Annotated in this window: 39 protein-coding genes; 37 read left to right on the top strand and 2 right to left on the bottom strand. The window is 41.7% G+C overall.

What is annotated here, in order from left to right:
* Position 1 precedes the first annotated feature (1 nt).
* The 4 genes from A8F95_RS12275 to A8F95_RS12265 are packed head-to-tail and all read left to right on the top strand — an operon-like array spanning position 2 to position 1,055.
* Positions 2–478 carry a hypothetical protein gene (locus A8F95_RS12275; protein ID WP_065410764.1) on the top strand — a complete coding sequence of 159 codons (477 nt, stop codon included), beginning with the start codon at positions 2–4 and terminating at the stop codon, positions 476–478.
* A gap of 34 nt (positions 479–512) precedes the next feature.
* Entirely contained in the window at positions 513–647 is a 135-nt protein-coding gene (locus tag A8F95_RS22105) for an IDEAL domain-containing protein (RefSeq protein WP_141676266.1), read from the top strand.
* Positions 644–826 (top strand): hypothetical protein, encoded by a 183-nt coding sequence (locus A8F95_RS12270; RefSeq protein ID WP_065410763.1) that lies wholly within the window; start codon positions 644–646, stop codon positions 824–826. Before A8F95_RS22105 ends, A8F95_RS12270 begins: the two co-directional genes overlap by 4 nt.
* Positions 816–1,055: a hypothetical protein gene (locus tag A8F95_RS12265; protein WP_065410762.1), complete on the top strand. Its 240-nt coding sequence runs from the start codon at positions 816–818 to the stop codon at positions 1,053–1,055. The genes A8F95_RS12270 and A8F95_RS12265 overlap by 11 nt, the downstream gene beginning before the upstream one ends.
* Positions 1,056–1,203: 148 nt before the next feature.
* Here A8F95_RS12265 and A8F95_RS12260 read toward each other — a convergent pair whose 3' ends face one another.
* The gene (locus tag A8F95_RS12260; protein WP_065410761.1) at positions 1,204–1,539 is read right to left on the bottom strand and encodes a L,D-transpeptidase; all 336 of its coding nucleotides are present in this window, start codon (positions 1,537–1,539) and stop codon (positions 1,204–1,206) included.
* Between the two features lie 125 nt (positions 1,540–1,664).
* Between A8F95_RS12260 and dcm the strand changes: the two genes are divergently transcribed.
* From dcm to A8F95_RS12220, 8 genes are all read left to right on the top strand, one after another.
* Positions 1,665–2,714, top strand: a complete 1,050-nt coding sequence (gene dcm, locus A8F95_RS12255; protein ID WP_425414994.1) for a DNA (cytosine-5-)-methyltransferase — start codon at positions 1,665–1,667, stop codon at positions 2,712–2,714.
* A 38-nt stretch (positions 2,715–2,752) separates the two neighbouring features.
* Entirely contained in the window at positions 2,753–3,247 is a 495-nt protein-coding gene (locus A8F95_RS23060; protein WP_245671284.1) for a hypothetical protein, read from the top strand.
* Between the two features lie 21 nt (positions 3,248–3,268).
* The gene (locus A8F95_RS12245) at positions 3,269–3,463 is read left to right on the top strand and encodes a DUF6877 family protein (RefSeq protein WP_065410759.1); all 195 of its coding nucleotides are present in this window, start codon (positions 3,269–3,271) and stop codon (positions 3,461–3,463) included.
* 179 nt (positions 3,464–3,642) lie between these two features.
* Entirely contained in the window at positions 3,643–3,840 is a 198-nt protein-coding gene (locus tag A8F95_RS12240) for an XtrA/YqaO family protein (RefSeq protein WP_065410758.1), read from the top strand.
* Positions 3,837–4,706: a coiled-coil domain-containing protein gene (locus A8F95_RS12235; protein ID WP_065410757.1), complete on the top strand. Its 870-nt coding sequence runs from the start codon at positions 3,837–3,839 to the stop codon at positions 4,704–4,706. The genes A8F95_RS12240 and A8F95_RS12235 overlap by 4 nt, the downstream gene beginning before the upstream one ends.
* A 99-nt stretch (positions 4,707–4,805) precedes the next feature.
* Positions 4,806–4,997: a hypothetical protein gene (locus A8F95_RS12230; protein ID WP_065410756.1), complete on the top strand. Its 192-nt coding sequence runs from the start codon at positions 4,806–4,808 to the stop codon at positions 4,995–4,997.
* A gap of 23 nt (positions 4,998–5,020) precedes the next feature.
* Complete coding sequence (locus A8F95_RS12225; RefSeq protein WP_065410755.1) at positions 5,021–5,530, top strand: sigma factor-like helix-turn-helix DNA-binding protein; 510 nt, start codon at positions 5,021–5,023, stop codon at positions 5,528–5,530.
* A 68-nt stretch (positions 5,531–5,598) separates the two neighbouring features.
* Positions 5,599–5,811, top strand: coding sequence for a hypothetical protein (locus tag A8F95_RS12220; protein ID WP_065410754.1), 213 nt, complete (start codon positions 5,599–5,601; stop codon positions 5,809–5,811).
* A gap of 468 nt (positions 5,812–6,279) precedes the next feature.
* On the opposite strand, the gene A8F95_RS22495 is transcribed toward A8F95_RS12220, so the two are convergent.
* A complete protein-coding gene (locus tag A8F95_RS22495) occupies positions 6,280–6,450 on the bottom strand; it encodes a DUF8096 family protein (protein WP_095407467.1) in 171 nt (56 codons plus the stop codon).
* A 107-nt stretch (positions 6,451–6,557) separates the two neighbouring features.
* Between A8F95_RS22495 and A8F95_RS12215 the strand changes: the two genes are divergently transcribed.
* The 25 genes from A8F95_RS12215 to A8F95_RS12100 all read left to right on the top strand — a co-directional run bounded on the left by A8F95_RS12215 (position 6,558) and on the right by A8F95_RS12100 (position 26,469).
* The gene (locus A8F95_RS12215) at positions 6,558–7,145 is read left to right on the top strand and encodes a hypothetical protein (protein ID WP_065410753.1); all 588 of its coding nucleotides are present in this window, start codon (positions 6,558–6,560) and stop codon (positions 7,143–7,145) included.
* A gap of 70 nt (positions 7,146–7,215) precedes the next feature.
* Positions 7,216–8,028: a phage terminase small subunit gene (gene terS, locus A8F95_RS12210; RefSeq protein ID WP_065410752.1), complete on the top strand. Its 813-nt coding sequence runs from the start codon at positions 7,216–7,218 to the stop codon at positions 8,026–8,028.
* The gene (locus A8F95_RS12205) at positions 8,012–9,223 is read left to right on the top strand and encodes a PBSX family phage terminase large subunit (RefSeq protein WP_065410751.1); all 1,212 of its coding nucleotides are present in this window, start codon (positions 8,012–8,014) and stop codon (positions 9,221–9,223) included. The genes terS and A8F95_RS12205 overlap by 17 nt, the downstream gene beginning before the upstream one ends.
* A complete protein-coding gene (locus A8F95_RS12200) occupies positions 9,162–10,790 on the top strand; it encodes a phage portal protein (protein ID WP_141676265.1) in 1,629 nt (542 codons plus the stop codon). The genes A8F95_RS12205 and A8F95_RS12200 overlap by 62 nt, the downstream gene beginning before the upstream one ends.
* On the top strand, positions 10,787–11,593 hold the full coding sequence (locus A8F95_RS12195) for a phage minor head protein (RefSeq protein WP_065410749.1): 807 nt from the start codon (positions 10,787–10,789) through the stop codon (positions 11,591–11,593). Before A8F95_RS12200 ends, A8F95_RS12195 begins: the two co-directional genes overlap by 4 nt.
* A gap of 73 nt (positions 11,594–11,666) precedes the next feature.
* On the top strand, positions 11,667–11,915 hold the full coding sequence (locus tag A8F95_RS12190) for a hypothetical protein (RefSeq protein WP_065410748.1): 249 nt from the start codon (positions 11,667–11,669) through the stop codon (positions 11,913–11,915).
* Between the two features lie 124 nt (positions 11,916–12,039).
* Positions 12,040–12,747 carry a phage scaffolding protein gene (locus A8F95_RS12185; protein WP_065410747.1) on the top strand — a complete coding sequence of 236 codons (708 nt, stop codon included), beginning with the start codon at positions 12,040–12,042 and terminating at the stop codon, positions 12,745–12,747.
* Entirely contained in the window at positions 12,748–13,110 is a 363-nt protein-coding gene (locus A8F95_RS12180; protein ID WP_065410746.1) for a hypothetical protein, read from the top strand.
* 28 nt (positions 13,111–13,138) lie between these two features.
* Positions 13,139–14,125 carry a major capsid protein gene (locus A8F95_RS12175; RefSeq protein WP_065410745.1) on the top strand — a complete coding sequence of 329 codons (987 nt, stop codon included), beginning with the start codon at positions 13,139–13,141 and terminating at the stop codon, positions 14,123–14,125.
* A 48-nt stretch (positions 14,126–14,173) separates the two neighbouring features.
* Positions 14,174–14,329 (top strand): DUF7210 family protein, encoded by a 156-nt coding sequence (locus A8F95_RS22490; RefSeq protein WP_176713684.1) that lies wholly within the window; start codon positions 14,174–14,176, stop codon positions 14,327–14,329.
* Between the two features lie 5 nt (positions 14,330–14,334).
* Positions 14,335–14,691 carry a hypothetical protein gene (locus A8F95_RS12170; RefSeq protein ID WP_065410744.1) on the top strand — a complete coding sequence of 119 codons (357 nt, stop codon included), beginning with the start codon at positions 14,335–14,337 and terminating at the stop codon, positions 14,689–14,691.
* Positions 14,691–15,011: a hypothetical protein gene (locus tag A8F95_RS12165; RefSeq protein ID WP_065410743.1), complete on the top strand. Its 321-nt coding sequence runs from the start codon at positions 14,691–14,693 to the stop codon at positions 15,009–15,011. The genes A8F95_RS12170 and A8F95_RS12165 overlap by 1 nt, the downstream gene beginning before the upstream one ends.
* Complete coding sequence (locus A8F95_RS12160) at positions 15,011–15,406, top strand: HK97 gp10 family phage protein (RefSeq protein WP_065410742.1); 396 nt, start codon at positions 15,011–15,013, stop codon at positions 15,404–15,406. Before A8F95_RS12165 ends, A8F95_RS12160 begins: the two co-directional genes overlap by 1 nt.
* Before the next feature lie 4 nt (positions 15,407–15,410).
* On the top strand, positions 15,411–15,866 hold the full coding sequence (locus A8F95_RS12155) for a hypothetical protein (protein WP_065410741.1): 456 nt from the start codon (positions 15,411–15,413) through the stop codon (positions 15,864–15,866).
* Positions 15,863–16,915 carry a phage tail sheath subtilisin-like domain-containing protein gene (locus A8F95_RS12150; RefSeq protein ID WP_077247344.1) on the top strand — a complete coding sequence of 351 codons (1,053 nt, stop codon included), beginning with the start codon at positions 15,863–15,865 and terminating at the stop codon, positions 16,913–16,915. Before A8F95_RS12155 ends, A8F95_RS12150 begins: the two co-directional genes overlap by 4 nt.
* Entirely contained in the window at positions 16,915–17,355 is a 441-nt protein-coding gene (locus A8F95_RS12145) for a phage tail tube protein (protein ID WP_065410739.1), read from the top strand. Before A8F95_RS12150 ends, A8F95_RS12145 begins: the two co-directional genes overlap by 1 nt.
* A gap of 80 nt (positions 17,356–17,435) precedes the next feature.
* Positions 17,436–18,044 carry a hypothetical protein gene (locus A8F95_RS12140; protein WP_065410738.1) on the top strand — a complete coding sequence of 203 codons (609 nt, stop codon included), beginning with the start codon at positions 17,436–17,438 and terminating at the stop codon, positions 18,042–18,044.
* 61 nt (positions 18,045–18,105) lie between these two features.
* Positions 18,106–18,513, top strand: coding sequence for a phage tail assembly chaperone (locus A8F95_RS12135; RefSeq protein ID WP_065410737.1), 408 nt, complete (start codon positions 18,106–18,108; stop codon positions 18,511–18,513).
* A gap of 182 nt (positions 18,514–18,695) precedes the next feature.
* Positions 18,696–21,395: a phage tail tape measure protein gene (locus A8F95_RS12130; RefSeq protein ID WP_065410736.1), complete on the top strand. Its 2,700-nt coding sequence runs from the start codon at positions 18,696–18,698 to the stop codon at positions 21,393–21,395.
* A complete protein-coding gene (locus A8F95_RS12125) occupies positions 21,395–22,069 on the top strand; it encodes a LysM peptidoglycan-binding domain-containing protein (protein ID WP_065410735.1) in 675 nt (224 codons plus the stop codon). Before A8F95_RS12130 ends, A8F95_RS12125 begins: the two co-directional genes overlap by 1 nt.
* A gap of 10 nt (positions 22,070–22,079) precedes the next feature.
* Positions 22,080–24,023, top strand: coding sequence for a C40 family peptidase (locus A8F95_RS23055; RefSeq protein ID WP_065410734.1), 1,944 nt, complete (start codon positions 22,080–22,082; stop codon positions 24,021–24,023).
* A 63-nt stretch (positions 24,024–24,086) separates the two neighbouring features.
* Positions 24,087–24,386: a DUF2577 family protein gene (locus A8F95_RS12115; protein ID WP_176713683.1), complete on the top strand. Its 300-nt coding sequence runs from the start codon at positions 24,087–24,089 to the stop codon at positions 24,384–24,386.
* Between the two features lies 1 nt (position 24,387).
* On the top strand, positions 24,388–24,807 hold the full coding sequence (locus A8F95_RS12110) for a DUF2634 domain-containing protein (RefSeq protein WP_065410732.1): 420 nt from the start codon (positions 24,388–24,390) through the stop codon (positions 24,805–24,807).
* A complete protein-coding gene (locus A8F95_RS12105) occupies positions 24,804–25,922 on the top strand; it encodes a baseplate J/gp47 family protein (protein WP_077247343.1) in 1,119 nt (372 codons plus the stop codon). The genes A8F95_RS12110 and A8F95_RS12105 overlap by 4 nt, the downstream gene beginning before the upstream one ends.
* The gene (locus A8F95_RS12100; RefSeq protein ID WP_065410731.1) at positions 25,909–26,469 is read left to right on the top strand and encodes a putative phage tail protein; all 561 of its coding nucleotides are present in this window, start codon (positions 25,909–25,911) and stop codon (positions 26,467–26,469) included. The genes A8F95_RS12105 and A8F95_RS12100 overlap by 14 nt, the downstream gene beginning before the upstream one ends.
* Positions 26,470–26,474 lie beyond the last annotated feature (5 nt).

The raw sequence follows: 26,474 nt of genomic DNA, 5'->3' as shown, positions 1-26,474 counted from the left end.
CATGCTACAAGGAGTGTGCGTGGATCCGGAACTCGCCGGTGAGTTTCCCAAAACTGTTTACCTCTTTCCGAACGGACCGTTAAATTATTATGTTTCTCGCTTTCTTAATAAAAATGCTCACATGGGGTGCTTTCAAGCTGATAAATTCCAGGCTCTTGATGGGTGGCCGCCGGAACCGAATGCTGCTGATCTACCTCCATTAGAGCAAGGTAAGATGTACAGCGCACAGTTTATTTGGAGGCCTGAGAAACAGTTTACATTTCACAAACTAAAGAACCGGTTTTTTATACTTCCAGAAGCCAATCGAAAAAATGCCACGTTTTATAAAGATCGAGATCGGAAGCAGTTGGGTGGCCGTTTTCCTCTTCATTGGTTTACTGATTTCCAATTGGTTGAAGAGGAGCTGCTGGAAGAGTCTTTCGAAATGGAACTTGTTGAGGAAGAGTCGGCTAATTTTGAACAGATGTCGTTGTTTTAATAAATAGTCTCTGAAAATAAGGGAGGGCTCACTGATGGGGAAGGAAGCCTATTTAACAGCAGAGGACTTAGCAGAATTGAAGCAGTTGCATATCAATATGGCGCTGGACACAAATGATCGGGAATGGTTTCAGTCTCTTACAAATGAAGCACTGGAGGGGAGCAAATGAGCCGATTAACAACAGAACAGTACATGAAACAATGGATGGACTTGAGCAGCAAGATTAATCCAAAGCCAGCACCGGAAGAACGGGAGCGGTTGCTGGCCCAGTATCGGGGAGCGCGGAAACGAGCAGAGTTTGAACAATGGGCTATGAAGCAAATGGAGGGTGAGCAAAGTGAGGGATAAACAGAGATCATTTAGTCCAGTTGCAACAGTCATTCGGGAGGCGGCAGGATCCGGAAATCAGTTTGCTAAATACTTAATCCAGTCGCGTGATTACTTTGCTGAAAAGAATGAAAAGCATCGGAGAGAACGAGTAGTTATTTCTCTTCAACAAAGGCTCAAATACACCAAGCATTCCAAGTGTCAGAGGAAGATTCAACGGCAGCTGCAGGAACTGGGGGAAGCAAAGTGATTGAATACCGTTGCACAGATTGTGGAGTATTTGAAATGTCTATAGAGATCATTCCGATGAAGAAGTGCCCCAAGTGTAAGTACCTGATGGAAGCTGTTGAGGAATAGTCGACACAAACTATGTAATAAAGAGGATGAGACTAACAGAGTCATTTATGAATAAACACCCTAGTACCAATTGAAACTCTAGATGATAATTCTAAAACATCATGATTAAACATTCTAATACATCCATGTGAGACATTCTTGCCGATGGAAGCTGGGTTATTTGTTCCGTGTATACCATAATGAGGCTTTGACAATCCCATCCAAAGCACTCCAAATGCTCCGCCAGGATTGTGTTGTTTATTGATAATTGAGTATGTTCCAGAAGGCGTTGGTGACAGTATTTTTCCAACTGCAATTGGGTAAGCCTTTATAAGCCTATTTCCATCAAAAAGTTTTAATTGATGTTGTGATGTCGATACGTCAATCCATTTCGCCATGAAGATCAACTCCATTTTTTGATTATTGTATGAAGTAACTCAGGCATTTGTTAATTAACAAAAATTGATTGAACAGTTAATGAGAGAAGAAAGGAAAACTACTTAATGAACAGTACATTGAAAATGTGAAACAAGGAGAAACGCCGGTGATTAAAATCTTAGAATTGTTTGGAGGCATTGGCGCGCCTCGAAAAGCGTTGATTAACTTGGGAATTGAACATAAATCAATTGATTACGTGGAGATCCAAGAAAACAGGGTGAGGGCATACAACGCGCTATATGATCACTCTCATAAACCGCAGTCAGTTGTTGGATGGAACTTGCAACCCGATATCCTAGTGCATGGTAGTCCTTGCCAAGATAACTCCCGAGCGCAGTATTCAAGCGTTATGGATAAAAACAAAAAGAAACGTGGAGCAAGCAAAGGCAGCGGTACTAGAAGTTCGCTAATGCACGAGACGATTAAGATTATAAGAAATATGGGGGACTGGAAGCCGCGTGCAGTTATTTGGGAGAATGTCACAGGTGTTCTTGATAAAAAGACGGTCGGAGCTTTCAATGAGTACCTGCACGACATGGCTGACTTAGGATATTCGAACAGTTTTGATGTGCTAGATGCAAGAGACTTTGGTATACCTCACTTCAGAGAAAGAGTATTCTGTATATCCACATTGGGCAAACCCTTTAATTTTGGAAGGTTGAAACAGAAACCAATGCGTCATATCAAAGGCTTCTTAGAAGAGAATGTTACGGCGCCTCAGTACATGATTACTATTCCATCGATGCTGAATAAGATCGAGGAATTCAATCCGGTGAAGCCGAGTGATGCGTATAAGCGACGACTAAGCGTGATTGAAGATTTCTGCTGGACGATTACAGAGCGCCAAGACCGATGTCCGAATGCCGGTATTATTCGATTGGAAGACAAGCCGATGTATCGATATCTGACTGAACGGGAAGTGTGGCGGCTAATGGGATTTGATGACGAAGACTTTGAGCTGATGCTAAAGCAATTCCCAACGAAGCCTGGAAAGCGTAATGCCACGCTTTATGCACTAGCCGGAAACAGCATTGTTGTTGATGTGCTTGAGGCCATTTTTGAAGTATTGCTAAAAGAAGATTTTGGAACAGAATTTGTTAGTGATAAGAATGGACAAATGCAGTTAATCTGCTGAAAAACACGTTAAAAATGTCCAGCAAAGGAGCGGTTGTAATGAAAAAAATTTCAAGAGTAGAAGCCTATGAAAGTTTTGATGAAATTGACTTTAAAGTTATGGATCAGGAAATGTATTTAGTTTTCAATTCTGATCAAAGGGGTGATAAAGAAGCGACATCTCAATTTTTTAAAGACGAAGATGGAGATATTGTCCTGGAAATGTATTATGATGATGAACTTGTGCGAACAATGTGGTTTGGGAATAAGTCAAATAGAGAAGTTAAGGTGCCGGAATCAGCTTTTAAAGGAGCAGTCCTGGAAGGCCGAGAAAGACGATACACAGTCATTAACGAGAGGGACGTGACCAAATATGTCCCAGAAGGAGCACGGGAGGATTTTAATGCCTCTTTCAACAATATTTGTGACTGGATAGAGGAAGGCCGAATAGAAGACGGTAAGAAACCATTTAACTCCTATATTGTTATTAATACTGATGAGCCATACATTGGCGAAATCATTGAAGTCATGAAACGACATGGCCATTTTCGTTGAGAAAGCAAAGGAGGAGTCTGAATGAGCATTTTACTAGAATCGCAGATTAAGAGCCTTCGAACTGAGGGGCTGCTTCACCTAGTGGAAGATGTGGAAAAACGGATAGGCTCTCATGTTGCCGGCGGTGATCCAGTTGATGAATATGTGCAGCAACAGCGCTACATACTGGACTTGGTTCAGGAAGAATTGAAAAGAAGAAACACTTGTCATGTATAATGGTTTGTTATTTGACTGGCCGCAAGTCTGTATTGAGGGATTTGAAATGTTGAAATATTCTACAACTAGAATTTTGTAACGTTATCAACTGAGGGGGTTACATCAAAAAAGCCAGGAAAGCTCCCGGCTCTTTAAAATAACGTTGGTACCTTTATTTTAACAGATCGGGAGTGGTTTTTGTGAGATTAACAGATTTAATAATTGATCCTAGTACAATGCGACTAGAGTTGGATATAATGGAATTAAATAACAAGGCTATTGTTATATGTGATGGCAAAGTTAAAGTTGCCGATTTACCTCAACATGGAGAAACAAAGATTATTACCCACCAGGGGAAAGTAAAGCGCGTGAAGTGGGATGAGGGGGAAGAGTTTTGAGCAGTATAAAAAAAAGATACAGATTATTAAATCAAAGTTCAATAGATTCAACTATTAAAAATAGAAATAGTTGGACATTTACTATTGCAGCATTAGGTATGATAGGAACAATTTGTTTTCTACTTATTACAGGAAAAGTACAAATCGATAGTGCAACACTTTTGTCTCTTATTTTAGCTTTTTTCTCAATTTATTTATCGGCTGCATTTTACTTCAAATCAACTGATCAAAGTAATGATTTTTATGATAGATCCTTTAATCATACAAGAGACATTGCAAATTCTTTGGCTGATATGAAAGCCTCTTTTACTAAGTCGCTTGAGTTTATTGAGAAAAATAATGACGAGATTCGCACCAAGGTAGAAAATTTGCCAGGGCTGCTATTAGATAAGCAAGAGAAGAAAGAGGATGTCGAGGAAGAGTACAAGCAATCAGTAGAAAGCGTATTGCAAAAATATGGTATAAAAGAGGAAGACTTACAAGATTTAATCAATAAGAGACTTGAAGTAGAAAAATTAAATAATGAAATTAAACGACTAAAAAATATAGAATACTTTAATCAAGATAAATACAAAAATTACAATAAATTGCTAAATGATTATTTAAGTGATTTAAATGAAAGTTCCGAAAGTGTAAGTGAAAATATTTTAAATGAATTTATTGAGAAGAATTTTGACAAATTGACAAAGTCTAATTCAGACACTATTAATACTTTATTTAGAAATTTTCTTTCTAGATCATTCCTGCTTGAAAATGAAAGAAGCAAAATTGCTAAACAGCGAGCGCTTCTAAAAAATGCTTATATTGATCTAGACAGTAATCTTACGAAAAAAAGTATAGATTACATCCGGAATAGTCTGCAATAGTTCTACCAGCAAACTGGAGGACACCAAAACTTTAGAGCAGCCCGCAGCTGCTTTATTGTTAGGTGTCCTCTTTTATTTTTATAAGGGGGTTATAGGGATATGAATTCTACTTTAAAGGATCAGTTGCAGCAATGGAAGCGGAAAAATCAGGCAGTTGTAGAGAGAAAGAAAGAGCAGCCTAAAAAGAAGCCGGTAAAGAAAAAAGAGAAGCTGTCTGATTGGGAGTTAAGAGAATTAATGGGTATGAACATGAAACTGCTGAAACGGGGCAAAGGCGGAGCTTATAAATAAAGGGATAAAGGGGAGCTTATCAGGTGGAAGATTTATTCTTTGAATATCGTCGGACGCTACAGGAAACTCGGAAAATGTACAAAGCTTTTGAGGAAACAGAAGAGAAAAAATTGACCGTTCAGCAGGCCGCGGATAAAAAGATTATTAGTAGTATTATTACTGATTTAGAGTTTGTTATTGAGTGGCTAGAAAAGGGCCGGCTTCCAGGAGCAAAAAGAGGCTATGATCGAAGAGATTCCTACCAGCGGATGTTATTGAAAGATCCGAAAATCATAGATGCATTTTCTTCCGAAGTGAAAAATGAGCCTGATGGGACGGTTTCTCAAACAGATTTGGAGCGAATTGATGATGCTCTGTCTGTATTAACTAGACGAGAGAAAGAAATATTTATCCTAAATAAGGTTCAATTGTATTCGTATGATGAGATTGCTGAATTACTTAATGTCAAAAAATCAACGGTTCAAACCAACATGAGACGAGCGGAGATCAAATTGTCAAAGCGCATGAATGAGAGCCTTTTCTGCTTGGCGTGATAAAAAAATTTGAAAAAGGTGAAACAATTTTATAGGTATTTCGTATTGGGTATGAAAGTGAGGTGAAGATGGTGGAAATAATAGGAGAACAAATAATAAATAGCTTGGTACCTACTGTAATGACTATCCTTAGTTTTACTATTATATGGGCAGTCTTGCCAAGTGGAATAGTATGGAGGATAACTGGTAGTAGAGATTTAGGGGGACTAGCTGCAATGTTAGGGCTTTTTCTTTCCTTTAAAACTGGCAATATGGAAGCAATGTTACTTAGCCTTGGATAAAAATATGCATTCTTGTCATACCTTTGCCACCTATATATGAAAGACTTTGGTTGGTCTATGCGCCATCCTTGCGGTGGCGTTTTTTATCATATTAATTATTATATGGTTGAAAGTGTTGATACAATAGGCTTTTTTGAAAGGTAAATGTAAAAAAGCAACGATTTTATTTTTTTAATTTAAATTATTACGTAATGGACATACTACAAATGTAAGGCACTACAAAATGAAATGCCCTAGATGGGATAGAGCATTTCACTATAAAGGTACAGTGTATTACATCACATTAAAAAAAGAAGTAGAGCAACGATAAGCAGAAAGTTTATGTCGCACTCTACCTTAAAGCGTATCTTTAGGTACACATGAAAACCCCCTTTCGAAGAATATTTTTATTGTTCTTCCGAAAGCTTGGGGCTATTCATGTTTTGGTTGTTTATTTACTCAAAATAAAAACTCTACCGATTGGCGGGGTTAAATGATTTTCTTGATGCCGCAATACCGGCACTCCCTGAGGAAAATACCATCTTTCATGGAGCTCTTAAACTGTGCATTATTGCAGTTGTCACAGCGGCCAGAGATAATATCAGGCAATTCTTTATAGTCATAAACGGTAGTTAGATCATATTCTTTTCTCTCTTCCATGCTGATCACCTTTCATTTGAAGTCCAGTAATTATTTTATCACAGAGAAGGACAAGGAGAACTGCTTCTTTTGTCGAAAGTAGTAAGTCGGCGAAAGGAGAGGGAAAAATGAAATATATAAAATTACTTATTATGATTTGTATGATTTTCTCGATAACATTTATTGGTTTCAATTCAGTTCATGCTAAAGAAAAAAAGCTATCGGGGATATCTGTAGTAACAAATAAAAAGCATCCAAGGTATTGTGACAGTGTCAAGAAGTTTAAGAAGTACGGAAAGAAAGTAAAAGAAGACTTGGTGACTATTGGTCAATATGAATACAACGATAAAAGTGTATTACATGTTGATGATAGTGATGATGAATGTGTCAATGATATAGAAATATACATTGATCATACAAAAAAGAAAAGAATATCGGATAAAAAAGCGCTAAAGATAATTAAAAGTTATCTGCCTAAGAAAAAGAAATTAGAAAAGTATTACGAATCACCAGAAACTAAGCGGTTAATAGATACTGATGAAAATCTAACTTATTATGTGATTAGCTATCATCATAAAGATTATTATAATAATAATCCTGAGAATTACCCTGGTAATATTCATGCGTATACTGAATCAGATGAAAAAGGAGTAAAGCTTATTAGAATCAGTTGGACAACTCCTAAACATTTTATGAATTACGAGAAAATTGAGTGATTTATAGCATCCATTGGGATGCTTTTTTCTTTGCCCAAAATTGAATTAGTGGAGGTGGTGTTGATATGAAATGATAAATTGGGAAGAAATCAGACGTGAATGGGAATCAACAAAAATCGCATTAAATGCATTAGCTGAAAAGCATGACATTAAACTCGGGACTTTAAAAAGCCGGAAAAGTCGCGAAGGTTGGTCCAGAGATCCAACTAAAAAGTATGCAACAAAACCCAAAAAGGATGCAACCCCTAAAAAGAAGGTTGCAACCGTAAAAACCTTGAAGAAACAAGGGAAGAGGAGTGGAAACCCTCATCCACAAAATCAGTTTACAAAACGGAACAGTGCTGCAGTAAAGCATGGCTTCTTCGCTAAGTATCTCCCAGAGGAAACACAAGAGATTATGGATGCGATAAACGAATTCTCTGCTGCTGATTTAATCTGGGATCAAATCCAAATCCAATATGCTGCTATTATTCGAGCACAGCGGATCATGTTCGTTGAAGATAAAGGCGAAATGATCAAAGAACTGAAAAAGGCAAAGTATGATCACTTTGAGAAGCCAAAAGATCAAGGCGGTGGGCTTGAGAAAGCAGTTACCGAAGAAGAGTACGAGTTCCAGTTTGCTTGGGACCGACATGCGACTTTCCTAAATGCTCAAAGCAGAGCTATGGGTGAATTGCGTGCTCTCATCAAGCAGTTTGATGAACTAGCTCATATTGATGATGAGCGCCGCCTGAAAGTTGAGCAGATGAATCTCAATATACAGAAAACGAAAGCTGAAATTGAGAAGATCAATAGTCAGCAAGGAGCGGGTGCGCAAGAAAGTGAAATGGCGGCTATGCTTCGTCAATTAACGGCAGGTGGATCAAATGGGACTAACAGCTAAACAGAATGAGGTATTAGAATCAGTAAAGAGGGAAAACCCGAAGATCCTCATTGCCAGCGGTGCAAAGCGTGCAGGTAAAACATTTATATTGAACCTGATGTTTGCCTCTCATGTTGCTCATTTTGAAAATAAAGGGCTGTCATTCATTATCGGCGGGGCAACACAAGCGAGTATACGGCGTAATGTGCTGGATGATCTGGAAGGGATCATCGGCAAAGAGTTGAAGTTAGACAAAACGAGCGCTGTAGAAGTGTTCGGTAACAAAGTCTATTGCTTTGACGGTTCAAATGCGGCAGCATGGAAAAAAGCGCGGGGATTTACAGCGGCCGGCGCCTTTTTGAATGAGGGGACTGCTCTGCATGACACATTCGTAAAAGAAGTTATTTCTCGCTGCTCATATCCGGGTGCGAGAATTTTTATTGATACAAACCCAGAGAATCCAATGCACAGCATTAAAACGGATTATATTGATAAATCCGGTGAGCGGCTGAAAAGCGGCAGGCTGAACATTAAAGCCTTTCACTTTACGCTGTTTGATAATGACCATTTGGATCCGGAATATATCGAAAGTATCGTTGCTTCCACACCTAGCGGCATGTTTACGGAAAGAGACATATACGGTCGGTGGGTGGCGCCAGAAGGAATTGTGTACAAAGACTTCTCGGATGATGTCCATTACATCAGCGAGGAAGAATTAAAGCGAATTAACTTCACAAAATACTTTGCTGGCGTTGACTGGGGATATGAGCACTATGGATCCATTGTAGTTGTCGGCCAAGCAGATAACGGAAACTTATACATGGTGAAAGAGTATGCCGCTCAACACGAGGAAATTGATTATTGGGTCAAAATCGCTAAACAAGTAGTCAAAGATTACGGGCGCATTAACTTTTATTGTGATACCGCTCGCCCGGAGCATATCGACCGGTTCGAAAGAGAAGGGCTATATGCTGAGAATGCAAATAAAGCGGTCATATCTGGCATTGAAGAAGTAGCCAAAGGATTCAAGCAGAAAAAGCTATTCGTTGTTGATACAGCTAAACGCTTCAAGGAAGAGATTTACATGTATGTGTGGAACAAAAATACAGGTGAGCCAGTGAAGCAATGGGATGATGTTCTGGATGCACTTCGCTATGCCGTTTACACTGAAGCATCATACGTTCCAGCTGGCATCAGCAGCTCGAGAGGATGGTGATGACATGATTGATTGGAAAGAGTGGAACACCGATGTGATCAAACAGACGCACGGTGATGTGTATGCTTACCGAAAGCTATACGACGGTGACCATATTGATTTATTTCCTAGGGCACAAAGAATGCTCAAAGAAAACGAAGTGTACGACCCTATGAAGTATGGAGAGACGTTACCACCAAACGTTAAAACGCCATATATCCAAGCAAATATTTCAAAGTTGATCTGTGAGATCCCGGCTATGTTCGTTAGTCGCTCTATTGGGAAAGTCAAAACATCTGTAAAATCAACAGAAGAGCAGAATCAAACAACCGGAGCGGCAGACGGCATGATTGAAGGGCCAGATGGTGACCTGGTAAATGATAAGATTGACGACCTGCAACAGGAATTGATTGACCAAATATCAAAAGTAAGCAAATTAGCCTTTATTCATTGGCAAAACATTGTCCAGCATCAGATCGATGGTGGATTAGTTGGCGTGCCGTTTGATGATGACCGAGGCTTGCGTATCGACTTTAAAAAGCGTGATGTCTATTACCCGCATGAAGATGAAATGGGCGTGGACTTAGCTTTTCATAAGACGATAGGTGAAAATGAGTATTTACATGTGTACCGAGAACGAGTGGAAGTCGAGCGGGATAAAAGCAACAAACGTAATTACACACTGAAAACGTCAAATATGCTGTTTAAGTTAACCGGCGACCGCACCGAGGAAGTGGAAGAAGAGGAAGCGAAAGCGCTGTTGAAAATGAAAGAGTTGAACAGGGATTATCCGGGCCGTTCTACTCCGTTTGTTGTGTATTGGGCTAATGAGCCAACATATCAGGACCCATATGGACAAAGTTGTCTAAAAGGCCAGCTGGGCAAGCAGGATGAGATTAACTGGACGTTCACTAAAAATTCTATGGTCTTTACGAAGAATGGCGATCCGAAAATCGCTGTCTCAAGAGAGGCATTCCGAGCGGCGCAGGAAAAGGCTATAAAACGTTATGGCGAAGAAGCTGCAGGTCTGATTGATCACCGAGATTTTAACATTATCACTTACGATAAGGACGGCAAGGCAATTGAGTTAATTCAATTGGATATTACCAAAATCGGCAGTGTGCAGTGGATTAAAGACCTCATGAAAGCCATGCTCATGGAAACGAAAACGTCTGAAAAGGCGATTGATTTCTATATGGAAGGTGGAAACGCCGCTCAATCGGGAACAGCGAAGTTTTATGATTTGTTGCTGTCTATCATTAAAGCGGAACAGATCCAAGCGGAATACGTTCACTTCCTGCAGCAGCTATTTGAAAACTGCTTATGGCTAGCAAATGATGAAGATGAAAATGTCGTGATTGAAGAGCCGGAAATCGAATTACGCGCCATGATTCCGATTAGCAAGAAAGAATTGTCAGAAGAGAACAGCACAGCTTTCTCGGATGGCGTGCAATCGCTTGAAACAACAGTAAGACGTATGAACCCGCATGCTTCGGAAGAATGGATTCTAGAAGAGATCAAGCGGATTAATGAGGAAAATGAAATTGACGATAATGCTTATCCTGAGGAGGATAGTGGGCAGTCATGATCGACAATGAACGCTTACAAGATGAACTGGAACAAGATCAAAACTCACCTGAAGCAAAGGTTCTAGCTGCCGCTCTTCTTGCCGCTCTCTCTATTCAGGTATATAAAACCTACCGCTCCTATGCAAAGGACGGCATACTCAGCAACCGGGAAATGAACCGGAGGAACCGCAAGAAAAAATTCTTTTCGGAGGTTTTATCCACTCTCACGAGGCATTACAGCCAAGTAAAAGAACTCACGCTAAACAAAGCGCTAGGCGGTTTTAAACATGCCTATGAGCGGTACATGGAAGAATACTCAAAGGCAGTCGGATGGGAACTCGGCAAGGAACTAGCAGAGAAAACAATCCAAGAGCAAATGAAGAAGGGTTATCCGCTCAACAAGACGATGACCTACAACCGAAGGAAAACACTTAAGCAGCTACGCCGCTCTTTTCAGGAAGGCTGGAAGAAAGGCGAAACACAGGATCAGCTCATGAAACGAGTGGAGGAAGTTGTCGGATCGGACAAGAAGCGGATCGAACGGATTGTCAGACATGAGACAGGACGAATGCAAACACAAGCACAGGTTAAGAGTTTTGAAGAAGCTAAAAAGCAAGGTGTCTTTATCAAGTATGGATGGAACAGCTTGAAAGACAGCGTGGTCCGTCCAGCTCATCGTGTTTTACATGGGCAAATTGCAGATAAAGAGGGCTATTTTCATGTGAGTGGATATCGATCGAGAGGACCAAGAATGTTTGGGGTAGCTTCTTTAGATATTGAGTGTCGTTGCTTTTTGGAGATTATCAGTGTAGAAGAACAATAATTTAATAAAAAATGCTTGCTTTTCCTTGTACACAACTTGTATTAACTATATTAGGGAAAAGGAGGCAACAGCAATGTATGCAGATCATCACCATACTGTGAGTATAGTTGATTTTGAACGAGTTAACGATAAGTCGGTGTTTGTTGAAGTGGCAGGATACGACGCTGAAAAAGGCAGAGAGTTCGAAGGAATAGTAAAGTTTTTAGATGGAATGCTTTATGGAGATTTAGTTCATAACCAAAGATCGACGTTATCATCAAGTTGCAGAAGTTTGGTTCGTTCAAAGTTACTCAATGATTATCAAGAAGGAAAATTTAATTAAGGATTATCGAAAAGCGCTCTAATTAGGGTGCTTTTTCTTTTGTCCATAACCATGCTGGCGACGCTATAAACTGCATGAGTAAAGGTGCCTGTACCTGTAAAACAGTGTGAAAGGAGAAAGACACATGAAACTTAACGAAAATCAAAAATTCGCCGCTCCATTATTTAAACAATGGCTGCCGCTCAACCTACAATTCTTTGCAGAGGGAGGAGATGGCGGTTCAGATGATGACGACAGCGACGATGACGGTGACGATTCAGCCGATGAAATGAATCTGGATGATTTATTGAAAGACCCGGCGTTTAAGAAACAATATCAAGCCAAACTGAAAGAGCAACTAAACAAACGCATGAAGAAATACGCCGATATTGATCCGGATGAGTATCGCCGACTCAAAGAACAGGCTGATAAAAAGAAGGGCAAAGACAAAGAAGAAGATGGTGAAGAATCGGATTCTCTGTCTAAAGAGAAAGAACAAAAGCTCCTGCGTGCTGAACGTAGAGAAAAACGAGCGGCTGTGAAAGAGTTTGCTGCTGACAATGGCTATAACCCTAAATTGCTTGCTCGACTCATCGACATTGACGCTATTGAACTAGATGAAGATGGTGAGCCGGAAAACTTGGATGAATTGTTTGAGGAAATTCAAGAAGATTTCCCTGAGTTCTTTGGCCAACAGGACGATGAGGATGAAGACGACAAAAAACAAAAGAAACACAGCGGGTATAAGCCAGGGTCTCGCCAAAAAGGCAATGACAAGATGAAGAAAAAAGACCCGAAAGAAGCCGGTCGCCAAAAGGCATTAGAACGGCACAAGAAAAAGGAGGAAAACTAAATGAATTTAAAACCACGACGCGAAACGATTTTCGGCCAAAAAGAGTTTTTACGTAACTCAGTCGGGATGGAATTTAAAACAGCGGGCGCAACGCTTTCAGCGGCTTCTTTTACTGCCGGAGATTACGTAAAAGCCGGAACAGCGGTGTTCAAAGATACTGACGGACTTTATAAGCCAGTAGTTGAAGCGACGCCGGCCACAATGGAAGGTGCTGGATTAACCGCCCATGATGTGAAAGTGGTTGCTGGTTCTAATCCAATCGTGGGTATTCTAGTTGCCGGTCATCCGCTTGAGTCAAAATGCACAGGTGTTACTGCTAACTTCAAGGTAGCTACTAAAGGCCGCCTTGTATTTGATGTGTGATAAAAGAAAATAAGGGAGGAATAACAATATGCCATTACATTTAGATGAATTTCAAAGAGAACAGCTTCAGGGATATATCGAAAACATTCCGCCGCAACGCGAGTACAAACTACGAGCTTTCATGCCAGAAAAACCAACATCTGATATTAACTTTGCTTACAACGTTATTAACGGGGAATATGCTAAAGCTGCATCTATCACAGGTTGGAATGCTTCCGCTCCATTGCGTGATAAAAAAGCTTTGGAAAAAGAATTTGCTGAAGTAGCAAAGGTCCAACATGGACAGAGACTTGATGAAAAGGAACTATTAGCCTTTAATCGTCCACGGTCTGACCAAGAGCGTGCACAGGTTATTGATTATGTCTATGACACAACAGATGATTTAGTGGCCGGTGTGGATGACATCGAGGAATTCATGCGTGCTCAAGCGATCTATACTCTTGCTATGAAGTATGATGACAATGAAAACGATGTCCATATCAATTTTGAATTCGATGCTCCTGCCGGAAATAAGATGACGACTACTACAGCATGGTCTGATCCTGCAGCAAAACCATTAAGTGATCTTCAAGCAGCTGTGAAGCAATATCAAAAAGAAAATCGTCGTCAGAAGCCTGCTGTTATGCATATGACATCAGCGACAGAAGCATTATTGCTTCAAAACGAGCAAATTCGCACCCAAGTTTATGGCACAAGCAATGGCGGTCGTTTGCTAACTCCGAATGACGTTCAAGCTGCTTTCACAGCACTTGGTTTACCGCGCTACGAAATTAACGATGATGTGATCGCGCTTGAAACTGGAGAGGTTCAATTGCTTGAGGACAACAAAGTTGTTCTGCTTGGGGCGAAATTAGGGGTGACGATGACAGGGCCAACAGTTGAAAACAACTATGAGCCAGGGAAATTCGTTACACCAAAGATCATGGAAGATCCACCAGGGCAAGCAATCATTGTCGGTAAAGCTGTGTTCCCAGCATTGCAACGTCCGCAGTCAATCGTCATTCTATCTGTTTAAAGAGTCCTTAACCGGGCTCTTTTTTATTTTGTAAAGGAGGAATAGGAAATGGCTGAATATATCGCAAAAACAACTCTTACTCATAACGGTCAAATTGTGAATATTGGTGATTCAGTAGATTTAAATGATGATCAGGTAAATCGTTTAGGTGACAAAGTAGAGAAGAAAGCTGCAGCTAAAAAATCCAATAAAGAAAAAGAGTGATCGGCATGTATGTATTCACAGACGTTGACACTTACCTGTTCTCACTAGCTTACACTGAGCAGTACCAAGAGTTTGACGTACTGGAACGGGAAAAGCGTGTATTCACCGCTTATGAGCTGCTAACCACATACTATCCGGCAGACATCCTCACACCTAAAATCATTGCGCTCCAAACAAAATACATGATCGAAGGCGAAGAGGATGAATACGCCAAGTACAAGCGGCAGGGCATCAAGTCACTCGGAGTTAAGGGTATTTCCCTCTCTTTCGATGACAAAAGCACAGCAATTGCCCCAGATGTGATTGCGCTCATTGAGCAGACAAACACGAGCGGCGGTGCGTTTGTTGGGAGGCTGATCTAATGGCTCTCGTACCATTAAAACAAACGATCACCGTGTGGCGTGTGGCAGGAGAAGATAAGTATGGTGAACCGATTTATTACGGTGAACCGCTCACCTTTAAATGCCGGGTCGAGGAAACAATCAACAAGGTGACTAATCAAGTGGGAGAAGAAGTTATCAGTGGCATGTTAATCTATCTGGATAAGCTTGCTGACATTCGGTATGACGATGACATTAAGTACACGAATGAACTAGGTGTCACCCTTGAGCGGAAGCCAATTAAGATCGAGTCAGTGCGCATGTTCAGCGGCAAGCCTACTTTGACATTGGTGTACTGCTGATGATTGAGTTTATCAACTATGCAGAATCCATAAGAGAGTTGCAGAAGCTGCCTCATGACCTTAAAAATGCCGCTGTCGATGGGGTGCATGCTGCTCTCCAAGAATGGATGATGGAAGCGCAAAAAGTAGCTCCTGTTGATGAAGGCAACTTGAAAAATGAAATAGAAACCGAAATAAACCGGTCGCTAATGGAAGGCTCGTTGATCTCTAACGCCTACTCTAGCACCGGTTTTAATTATGCCTACTATCTGCATGAAGTAGGCAGCCAGAAAGGATACAAGCCAAAGAAAGCAGGTAAATCTCTTGAATGGCTAAAAGTAACGAACGACCCTGATCGCTCTCTCGAAACAGTAGAGAGGACAATTGTACAAAAAATGAGGGGGAAAGGATGGTGATTGCATGAAAACATTGACTCTACTCGATGCACTAGAGACCTTCTGTAAACAAACCTTGCCTACCGCTCAAATCGCTTTATTAAACCTTCCAAAAGTACCAGCGAGTGACCTAGTGGTATTAATGAATCCTGTACCAGACGAACAAATCATTAACGGATTTCAGTCACGAATTATTACGACATGGGATGTACTTTATTTTCATAGTCACGCTGCAAGAGTAGTGGAAGGAACAGAAAAATTACGGAAAGCATTCGTTCATGGGATCACTATTCCTTATATGGATACAGATGGACAGATGTGGTATATCCGCGTGCAAACATTTAGACCTAGCAAGATTTTCGAGAATGAAAGTGATTTAAAATACACGTTTTCAAAATTAGAAACAATTACAAAAGGCGTAAGAAACGTTGAGCAATTTGAAATGATGCAGGAAATTGCATTTAACAAGGAGGTTAGATGATGTCATTTACAGACATGAATAAAGGCCGGCCGGGCGTCTGGTTCAATTTTGCACCTGTTGTGGAACAAGCAATTGAAGGATCAGACGGAGCGGTAGCAATTGTCAAGAAAGACTATAATACTACTGCTACAGCGGATACGGCTTATGAGTTTACTACTTTAACAGAAGCAAAAGAGATTATCGGCACATCAAAAATGGATGATATCCGACGGGCATTTAAAGGCGGCGCCAGCAAAGTAGTTGTGTACACGCTGAAAGCACCAGAAGGACTAGAAAAAGAATACGACTACACAGGCGCCCAAACGGCGCTTTCTTTGCGTTTCTTTGAAGGTGTGACATTTGATCATCCGCTTACTGCAGCGGCAGTCACAAGCTGGAAAGATTGGGCCACAACCCAAGCAAAAGAAGAACGTTATTTGCCTGTTTTTTACGGCGTAGATGATGACACCGACACAGCTGCAGGGATTGCTCGTGCGGTTGCAGATAAAAGCGAATTAGTAGCTACGGCAATCAATGCTCCTGTATTTGGCGATGTAACGTGGAAGTCGTGGGAAGCGGCTAACTGGATTGCTGGTAAGTTTGCATCTACCCCGCTCTCTCAATCTCTCACATATGCAGAGGTAGAAGGAGCAACGGATGTTTCTGTACGTCTGACAAACCCTCAGATCGTCGAAGCGTTGTCCAAAGGGGCAATGGTGTTCGAATACAACGGACGCAAGGTGCGGCTTGTCAGAGGAGTTACAACAGCGGGTACATCGTTAAAGAATCTCGCCTTTAAACAAGCTTTTACGCGAGATATCAAGTTTTATCTGGAAGAAGTGTTTATCGGGAAGGTTCCGAATGGACCAAATCAACGTTTATCAGCAGAAGGTTCTATCAAATCTCAATACATGCAAACGTATGAAGACCGAGAAGTAATTGATTCGGACTGGTCGTTGAAAGTATTGCCTGGACCAGGAAAAAGGCAGGTAGTAGTTGAGGTAGTCGCTGTTGATCTCGAAACAATGGAAGAATTTTATATCACGGTGTCGCAAGGAGGCGGTAATTAATGAATCCATATCAAGATTATGAAGCTATATCCGGCACGTATGGAAAAGTATATGAAGAAGGTAAGTGGCTTGCTCAATTCCATTCAGTTAAAACAGACGCAGAAGCCAAATACGCAGATGTTCCCCAAGCCGGAAACAATACCATGGGGAAAAAGTATATGGGGGAAGAATACACAGGGACAGCGGTGTGCAAGCATTATGAAACAGAATTTAAAAAACGCTTGGCTCGCTCGAAGGATCCGAATCAAAAGCCTTTTGTAACGGACTGGCTTGTAGCATTAGAAGATCCAGCTGCCATTGGTTATGAAAAGGTCCGATTATATGGCGTAAAGTTTACGAAGTGGCCAATTATCGGATTTGAGCATGGTTCCCTGGAGGATTTAGAGTTCGAGTTTACGTTCAGAGATTATGAATATGTAGAAGAAATCGCCGCTCGTTAGATTAACTGTTCTTACCGCTCCTTCTTTTTCTATTTGACATATCGTATAATATGGAAAAATAGGAAAAGAAGGGGAAGATTATGAAGAGAGTATGGATGCTCGTGTTGCTTTCTTTAGTGTTAGCCGCATGTTCAGCAGGAGAAAAGGCAACCGAAGCGGGACCAGCAAAAGTAGAAGAGTCAGACAAGCCCGCTGATGAGGGGTTACAAAAGGGTGACAAGGTTGTAAAGGAAACGGATAATAGCCGGGTTGTCGAGAATGACGGTTATTTGGAATATCAAGGTACCAAGTGGGAACAAGAGACATTTGGTTTAAAAACGGATGTGTACAGCGTTTCTTTACTTGAAGATATGGCAACCAACTATCCAAACTTTGCTGATGATCTACAAGGCATTCCGTGTGTTATGATCGGTGTAGGGTTGAACAACCAAAATGACCAACCTGTTACTGCAGATTTCATGGATGCGACACTTGTTGGAGAGAGTGGCAAGCAATTAGATATTGATCTTGCTTTTAGTGAATATTTGCAAGAAGAAATGAAGCCAAACACCAATAAAGATGGTATGGTTTTGTTCCGCTTGCCAGAAGGCACGGATATTAAAACAGTTAAAAAAATGACGCTCTACTTCAAAGTAACTGATGCAAACGGTGAAACAAAAGAAGTAGAAGCACCAATTACATTATCATAACTAGAAGGACTGACAATTTGTCGGTCCTTTTTTTGATGGGAAAAATGAGGAGGAACTATAGATGAGTAAATCGGTATTAGGTAAATGGCTGAAAAAGGATGTAAAGATCAGAAAGAAAGAACACTTCCCACGGATCGGATTTGACTTAGAGTTTGAAGCGCTGACATGGAGTGAGCAGAAGCAGTTAATTAAAGAACATACAGTCAAATTAAAAAAAGGAAAAGAGCGGTTCGAAGAGGATGCTTATACAGCGGCTATTATTGCTCGTTCCCTTGTTTCTGCTGACGGGGAGCCGCTTGATCTGAATAATCCAGAAACCCTACAAGAAAACGGTTTTACTTCAACAGAGGACGCAGTAAACAAACTGTTTTCAGTAGGAGAAATCAAAAAAGCGAATGAGATTATCAAAGAAATCTCAGGATTTAATGAAGAAGATGAAGAGGAAGAGGTTGAAGAGTTAAAAAACTAATAAAAAGCGACTATCACTTATATATAGCGCACGGTATACGGATAAGCACAAGAAATAAGTACGACATCATTGACGTGTTGGAAATGGATCCATACCGGCGCAAATTGCTAGTCGCTTCATTGAAATTAGAAGCAGAAGAGATAGAAGAGAAAAAGAAGTCGCAGGGAAAGTAGGTGAAATAAATGGCGTTTGACTTGCGAGCGAAGTTCAAAGTAGACGACGAATTCTCTCCGGCAATCAAAAAAGGAACGAAAGAAGTTAAAACTCTATCGTCTGAAGTCAAAAAAACCAATCAATCTTTTGTAAGTTTAGCTAAAAGCGTGAGACAAGCTACAACTGGTATGACTCGTATGGCGCAATCAATTAAGAAAGCAACAACACAAGCAAGAACACTTTCCCGCGCTTTCAAGGATGTTAGTAAAAACGCTCAAAAAGCATCGAACAGTTCCAAACAAATAAAAGTACCGAAGATCAATAGCGCTTTTGTTAGCAATTTGAATCAGGCTAGCCACCACATGAAAAGAATGGCACAAGAAGCGCAACGATTGAACGCTCAACTGAATCGCATCGTCTCCAGCATGAGAAAGATTGTACAACTTTCCCAGCAAGCGGCACATCACTTTAAAAATATAACAAGAGAGTCCAGTCGCTTAGATAACTCTTTACGACGAAATGCACAAAATGCAGATAGAATGCGTGATTCTCTTGATCATGCAGAACGAGCAGCCAGGCGATTGAGAACGTCGCTTGGCGGAATCCGAATGCCGTCTATGAGTGGAATTACAGGAGCGGCCGGTGCACTTGCCGGTGCTGCAGGTGGATACTTTGGTATGAGAGCTTTGCTTGCTCCTGCTGGCAAGGCTATTGAGTTTGAAGCACAATTATCAAGCATTAAAGCGCTCACCGGAGCCACCGCAGAAGAAATGAAGAAGATGAACGACCTTGCAATGGATCTCGGTGCCAAAACGAAATACTCAGCACTTGAGGCGGCACAAGGAATTGAAGAATTGTTGAAAGCGGGTCTTACGCCAGCAACCGTACAAGCAGGCGGACTCGAAGCGGCGCTTAATTTAGCTACAGCAGGCGGTTTAGACCTGGCGAAAGCGGCAGAAATCATGTCTACCGCTCTAAATGCTTATAAAGACGATGCTATGAGTGCAGCAGATGCAGCAAACATCTTAGCTGGCACAGCGAACGCTTCTGCAACATCGGTAGAAGAATTACAATATAGTCTTGCTGCTGTATCTGCAGTTGCAGCGGGCGTGGGCATGAGTTTTAAGGATACAAACATCGCTCTAGGTTTATTTGCAAACAACGGATTAAAAGGTTCAGATGCCGGTACATCTTTGAAAACGATGTTGATGAATTTACAGCCAGCAACCAAAGCGCAAAGAGAAGCATTCTTCGATCTTGGCTTAATGGCGAAAGATGGATCAAACGCCTTCTTTGATGCTACAGGAAAGTTAAAGAGCCTAAAGGACATAGCCGGCACCCTGAAAAAATCAATGGCAGGATTAACCGACCAACAACGCCTTTCGACTATGGAAACGTTATTCGGTTCAGATGCCATTCGTGCAGCTAATATCCTTTTCAAAGAAGGAGCAGAAGGTGTTAAAGAGTTTCAATCAGAAATGAGTAAAGTTACCGCTCTTGATGTAGCGAAAGAAAAAATGAATAATGTGGCCGGAGCGATAGAACAATTCTCTGGAGCGATGGAAACCATGCAGATTGCAGTTATGCAGCCAATGCTTCCTCTTATTAAAGAGATTGCATTAGAAATGGCTGATTTCTCAGAAGGGATTGACCCGAAAGCTATACAGGAGTTTGGAACAAACCTTAAAGATTCTGTATCTACGGCTTACAATGCAGTAAAGGGTTTTGCAAAGTTCGTTTATGAAAATTGGCCGCTTATCAGTAATACAGTGTTGGCAGCTGGTACAGCTTTCTTAACATTCAAAGGTATCTTGTTAGGGATTGCTGCAGCTCAAGCAATTTATACAACTTTTACAACTCTTCGTAATCTCATTACCGGAGTAACAGTTGTTCAATGGGGATGGAATGCTGCCTTATTAGCCAATCCTCTTACATGGATAGTAGCGGGAATTACAGCACTCATTACAGTAGGTGTATTGTTGTGGAAAAATTGGGATACTGTCAAAAAGAAAACTCAACAGTTGTGGGAAAAGCTGAAAGAAATGGACGGTGTGGCAGGACTCGTTTTGACTCCTATTAAATTAATTATAGGGGCGGCTGCAGAAATGATGAACAGCTGGGATAAAACAAAATCTGTTTGGGCAAATGTTTGGAGTTCCATTCAAAGATCAGCGGCAGAAGCAGTTAATACAGTCATTACAAATATCAATAAATTGATTAGGTTTATCAACAAAATACCGGGTGTAAATGTGCCGATTGTTGCGAAGGTAGATTGGGGAGAAACAAAACCAAAAGGAAATAAGAATCACAAGCCGCAGCCGGTTAAACCACCTACCTCATTCCGAACACCGAGCAGAGTACCAACAAGGATTGGTGATCCAGGCAAACCTCAAGGGTTTGCAACAGGGTTAGAAAGAGTACCGTTTGATGATTTTCCAGCTTTGCTTCACCGTAACGAAAGTGTATTAACAGCAGAGCAATCTGATACACTCCGGAAATTAGGAGTATTGAAGTCTAACGGTAAACGTCCTGTATTAGACACAAGTGCTTTAAATAAAGGGCAAAGCAAGTCTACTGGTTCTCAAAGTAGCGGGAACGCCGCTCCTACACGCCAAACTATCACAATCAACGGCGGCATCCATATTCATGGTGCGCAGAAAACAACCAAAGAAATGGCTCGTGAACTGGTGCAGAACATTGAGCACGTTATCAACATGGGGGTGGTCTAATGTTGAACCTCGCCATGTGGGAGGAAGGTAATACGGCGAACAAGATGTTTTTGCCTGTTCCTCCTGAATCTTTCCCCTTTGAAGCGCCAGGTAGAGCGGAAACAGTTGAAATTCTTGGAGCTGGTGAACGGATTGTGTTCGGAGGAGAAAAGCTGGAAACCTTCACGATTGAATCCTTTTTTCCTCGTGTGCATGATCCAAGTTATGTGACTGCCTCTAAATACCTGCCGCCTTATGCTTCAATCGAGAAATTAAAAGGCTGGAAAAACAGCGAGAAGGCATTTCGGGTTTACTGCAAAGAGGCCAACATTAATACAACAGTAGTCATTGAAAATTTGAATTACGATAAAGAGAGACACGGACATATTGGTGATGTTTGGTACACGCTTGAATTAAAAGTGTACAAGCCGCCAATATACTCCCGTGTCTTTTTGCGTGCGAAAACCACAACGCCACCTAAGAAGAAACCAACGAAGAAAGTCGCGCTGCCCCGCACGTACACGGTGAAAAAAGGCGATCAACTGGGGAAATTAGCGGTGGCTTACTATGGCAAAGCGGATTATCTCAAAATTTATAACGCAAACAAAAAAGTGATAGATGCTGAAAATAAAAAGCGTAAAGCCAAATCGAAGTACACAATCTATCCTGGTCAGAAACTAACGATACCGAAGTGAGGTGGGCTGTTTGGCAACAAAGATAGAACGAGTAAAAGAGGTATACACCGAAGCCGACCGCCCGAAGCTTCGGTTTTATTATTTTGACAAGGATTACCGCTACCACATTAGCGAAATGGTCACATCACATGATTTTGGCGGTGACATTGATGCCGCTGCCGAAACGTTTGACATAACCGTTCATAACAGAGCTAAAGAGCGCCGCCAGATTGATTTTAAATGTGGTCGGATGGTAAAGGTCATGATCTACAAGGATGGAAGAGAAGCGGAGCTATATAGGGGCGTTATCGTCACTACACAGATTGACGGAGAAGGCAGAGAAACGATCCGCACCCACGATTACAACGGCTATTTAGCTAAGAACTATCTAACACACGTATTCGAGAGACAGCGAGCAGATCAGGTAATTGCCTTTCTTGCGAAAAAAGCCGGAGTGAAGACAGGGAAGCTTGTTAATACAGGTTACGTGTTTGATAACCTCACCTTTATCCGTAAAACACTCTGGGAGATCGTTCAAACCGTCTTAACTGAAACATTTCTGCGAACGGGCAAGCGGTATAAAGTGACGGATGAAAAAGGGTTTTTGACCTTAAAAGAAGTCACGCTATCTGCTGACAGGAAAATTATCAAGCGAGGAGAGAACCTTCTTTCTTCGTCCAGAGAAATTTCCATTGAGGAAACCAAAACTCAAGTTATTCTAAGTGCCGGTAACGAATTAACAGGACCGAAAGCAGTCTTCACCGATCATGTAGCGAAAGCAGAATACGGTCTCATGACGTTTGCTGACCATGACGACGAGGAAACCAGTTCATCCGCTCTGCAGCAAAAAGCAAAAGTGCTGTTGAAGAAGTTGAGTGTGGCATCTGACCATATCACAGTCGAAGCAATGGCTGATTACTATGTCCGAGCAGGAACAGTAATAGAAGTGTATGACAGCTTGACAGGAGCGAGTGATTATTATTACGTGACCGCTCATTCTCATACAGGAAATAACGGATATGGCACTATGTCCCTTGAACTCTCGAAGGTATATGAGCCGGAGTTTGTAAGATATGATGATCCGACGAAAGATGAGGGTGGAGGCGGTGCGGCTGACTTATCGAAGAAACTGCCGAATGTGAGCTACACAGCAGGATATGTCGCAACCGCTTATGCGTGGAAACTAGGTGGCATCAATGGCAACAAGCAGAAAAACGGCATTACGGCATCTGGCACAACAGTCAGAGAGGACAGAACCATTGCGGTGGATCCTAAACTCATTCCTTATGGCTCTATTGTCGCTATCTATGTACCTTCAATGGAAAGATACAGCGGTATCTATCTAGCCGAGGACACCGGAGGAGCGATCAAAGGAAAACGAATTGACATTGCGGTGGATCCTGACCAAGCGATGGCATTTGGGCGAAGAGACGTACAAGTAGCGGTATTGGAGCAAGGGAAAGGCAAAGCGGATGCACGCACGAAAGCGAACAACTGGAACAGTGTTTCGGCGAAGTGGAAGAAGAAGTTTGATGCACTCCAAGAGGAAGAAGATAAGTTAGACAAAAGATTAGGTAAAGTATCTGACAAACGAGAAGCGGTTGTGCGGATGGCTTTAAGTTACGTTGGCAAACTCACATATAAATGGAACGGAAAAAATATTCCTTCCGGCCGCGGAGATTGTTCTGGTTTTTCTCATCATATTTTCTTGAAAGCAGCCGGGGTGAATATTGGCCATGGAACTGTGTCGCAGATAACAAAAGGAAAGAAAATAACAAAATCAGCCGCACAGCCAGGGGATTTAGTTTTCTTCAAAGGGACCATTAAAGAAAGAGGAAAGAACGCCGTCAGCCACGTCGGCATTGTTACACGAAAAGGTTACTGTGTTAGTTTGGCTTCAAGCGGTTGTAAAGAGCACTCGTACAGCAATGGATACTGGGGAAAACATTTTATGCAAATAAACAGTTTGTTGTAAGGAAGTGATGTTATGCGCCATGTACCTGGAGAAAAAAGCGATCCTTTTTCAGACTTCGCTAAAATGATAAAGAAAACGGGACACAACAAAGATGTAACCCTTGCGTTCGGTATCGTGACGAAGACAGATCCACTCACTGTAAAGTTAGATGATACCGGCTTGGAAACATCCACTCTTGTGCCGCTCGGTCATTTACTCCCTGCATATTATCCGGCTCATATCATTTTTAACGACTCATTAGGACAAAGGGAAGCATCTATCATGATTGACAATGAGCTCGATCAAAACGACCGAGTAGCAGTGATTTACGACGATACTGATAACAAAATAACTGGTTTTATTCTGGATAAGGTGGAGGTGTAGCATGGCTCTCATTCCAGAAAACATTCTAGAAATTGAAGCGGATGCAGAAGTATTAGAAAATCAAGAAGCTCAGACGGCCAATGGAGAATCAGACTATTACATTGACTTTGAAAATGGGCGGTGGACCTCACAAAAGATCACTGGGCAGGACAAAGGGGTGCAATGGCTGAAGATCGGCTGCATGACGGAAAAATACGAGTACACGATTTATGATGAATTTGGCGCGCTCTTTGAAAGATTAATTGAGGAACAGCTTCCTAGAGAAATCATAGAAGGAGAGATTGCCCGGGCGGTCGTGGAATTAGCACAGCAGCATGAGGAACTAAGAAATGCGACTACAACTGTAGAATTCAAAGGGAAGAAAGCGTTTATCGATATTAAAGTGAATGGGCAGGAAGAAAGAGTGGTGATCGGCCGATGATTTACACAATGGATGACAGTTTAGCGGCACAGATATTAACCAACATGCTCAATAATACTCCGTCAGACATTGATACACGGGAGGGGACTCCGACTTATACAGCCGCAGCTCCAATCGCTGACGAGATCATGAACCTCTATGCAGAGTTAAAAGCGCAGGAGGAAGAGGGGTTTATCGTCAATGAAAGCGGCGAAGTCACCATGTCTGGCAATAAGTTAGATAGTTTTGTGGCGATGTGGGGAGAAACGCGCAAGTCAGGCGGCCGAGCAACGGGACAAGCGTTGTTAAAAGCAGATGAACCAACACCCGTGCCAGCAGGAACACAGCTTTTTGCTCCGGCAACTCTAAACATTCTTTTTGTCACCAATGAAGACGTAACCGCTACGCCTGTAGGAGTTACAGTGGGGATTACAGCCGTTTTTGAAGGTGCAGACGGGAATGTATCAGCAGGCGCTATTACCGGTGTTGTAGGTGATTTAGCAGATATTATAACAGTTACAAACCCAATAGAAACAGATAACGGTTTCGATGAAGAATCAGACGAAGAATTAGCCAAAAGGTTTTTGAACAATCGCAGGCGTCCGGCAACAAGCGGCAACCCCAACCATTATCATCAATGGGCTACAGAAGTACCTGGCATTGTGGATGCTTATGTCATCCCCGTGTGGAACGGGCCAAACACAGTGAAAGTGATTGTCCTATCATCTGATTATGGTGCTCCAACACCTGAGAAGGTAGCAGAAGTTAAAGAATACATCGACAGTGTGCGGCCAGTGATCGGCAGTGAAAACGACCCGATTACAGTAGAAGCAGCAAAAGAGATCCCGATCAATATTACAGCAAACGTCCAAACCAATGGAATGGATGTGCAAACAGAGTATACAGCGGCGGCCACTGCTTATTTGGAGGATTTAGCTACAGGGGAAACAGAAGGAGCTCCGGGCTTCGATCAAGAGAGGACGGTTCGAGTTGTCCGTCTGCAAAATATCCTGCTGGACACCGAGGGCATCATTGACTTTACAAATTTCACCGTAAACGGCGGTACAGCGAACGTTGTCATCCCTGCAGGTTCAGTTCCGGTGCTAGGGAGCGTGATTTTGAATGTTCAGCCGTGAGGAAATCCGTGAACGGTTAAGATTCGCTATCCCTCTGTTTTGGCAAGACATAAAAGAAATGAAAAACCTACACGACAGATCGGCAGACGAACTGGCGTTATTCGCTGTGGAATTTTTTCGATATGTAGACAGTCATTCTATCTTAACAGCTGACAGCGAGAAATTAATCAAGTGGGAAGTCATGTACGGCATCCCGATTGATTTAAACAAGCCATTAGAAGAACGCCGCTCTGTCGTATTAGCTAAACACATCGGGGTCGGTACAGTAACAATTGAACTAATCAAGAAAACAGCAGAATCTTGGGTAAATGGTGAAGTCAAAGCAGAAGAAAGAAACGGAGCCATAGCAGTAAGATTTATATCTAATCGCGGGATACCGAGAAATTTACCGGATGTGAAACAAGCTTTACGCGAGATCACTCCGGCCCACTTAGAGCTGCTCTATGAATTTACTTATTTAACTTGGGGAGAATCTGATAAACGAAATTGGACTTGGAGTGACTTGGACACCATGAATTTGACATGGGGTCAATTTGAGAGAGTATAGGGGGA

This window comes from Pseudobacillus wudalianchiensis (assembly GCF_001685015.1).
GTDB lineage: Bacteria > Bacillota > Bacilli > Bacillales > Domibacillaceae > Pseudobacillus > Pseudobacillus wudalianchiensis.
The sequence above is the reverse complement of the archived record's forward strand: the minus strand, read 5'-3'. Positions and strand labels throughout refer to the sequence as shown.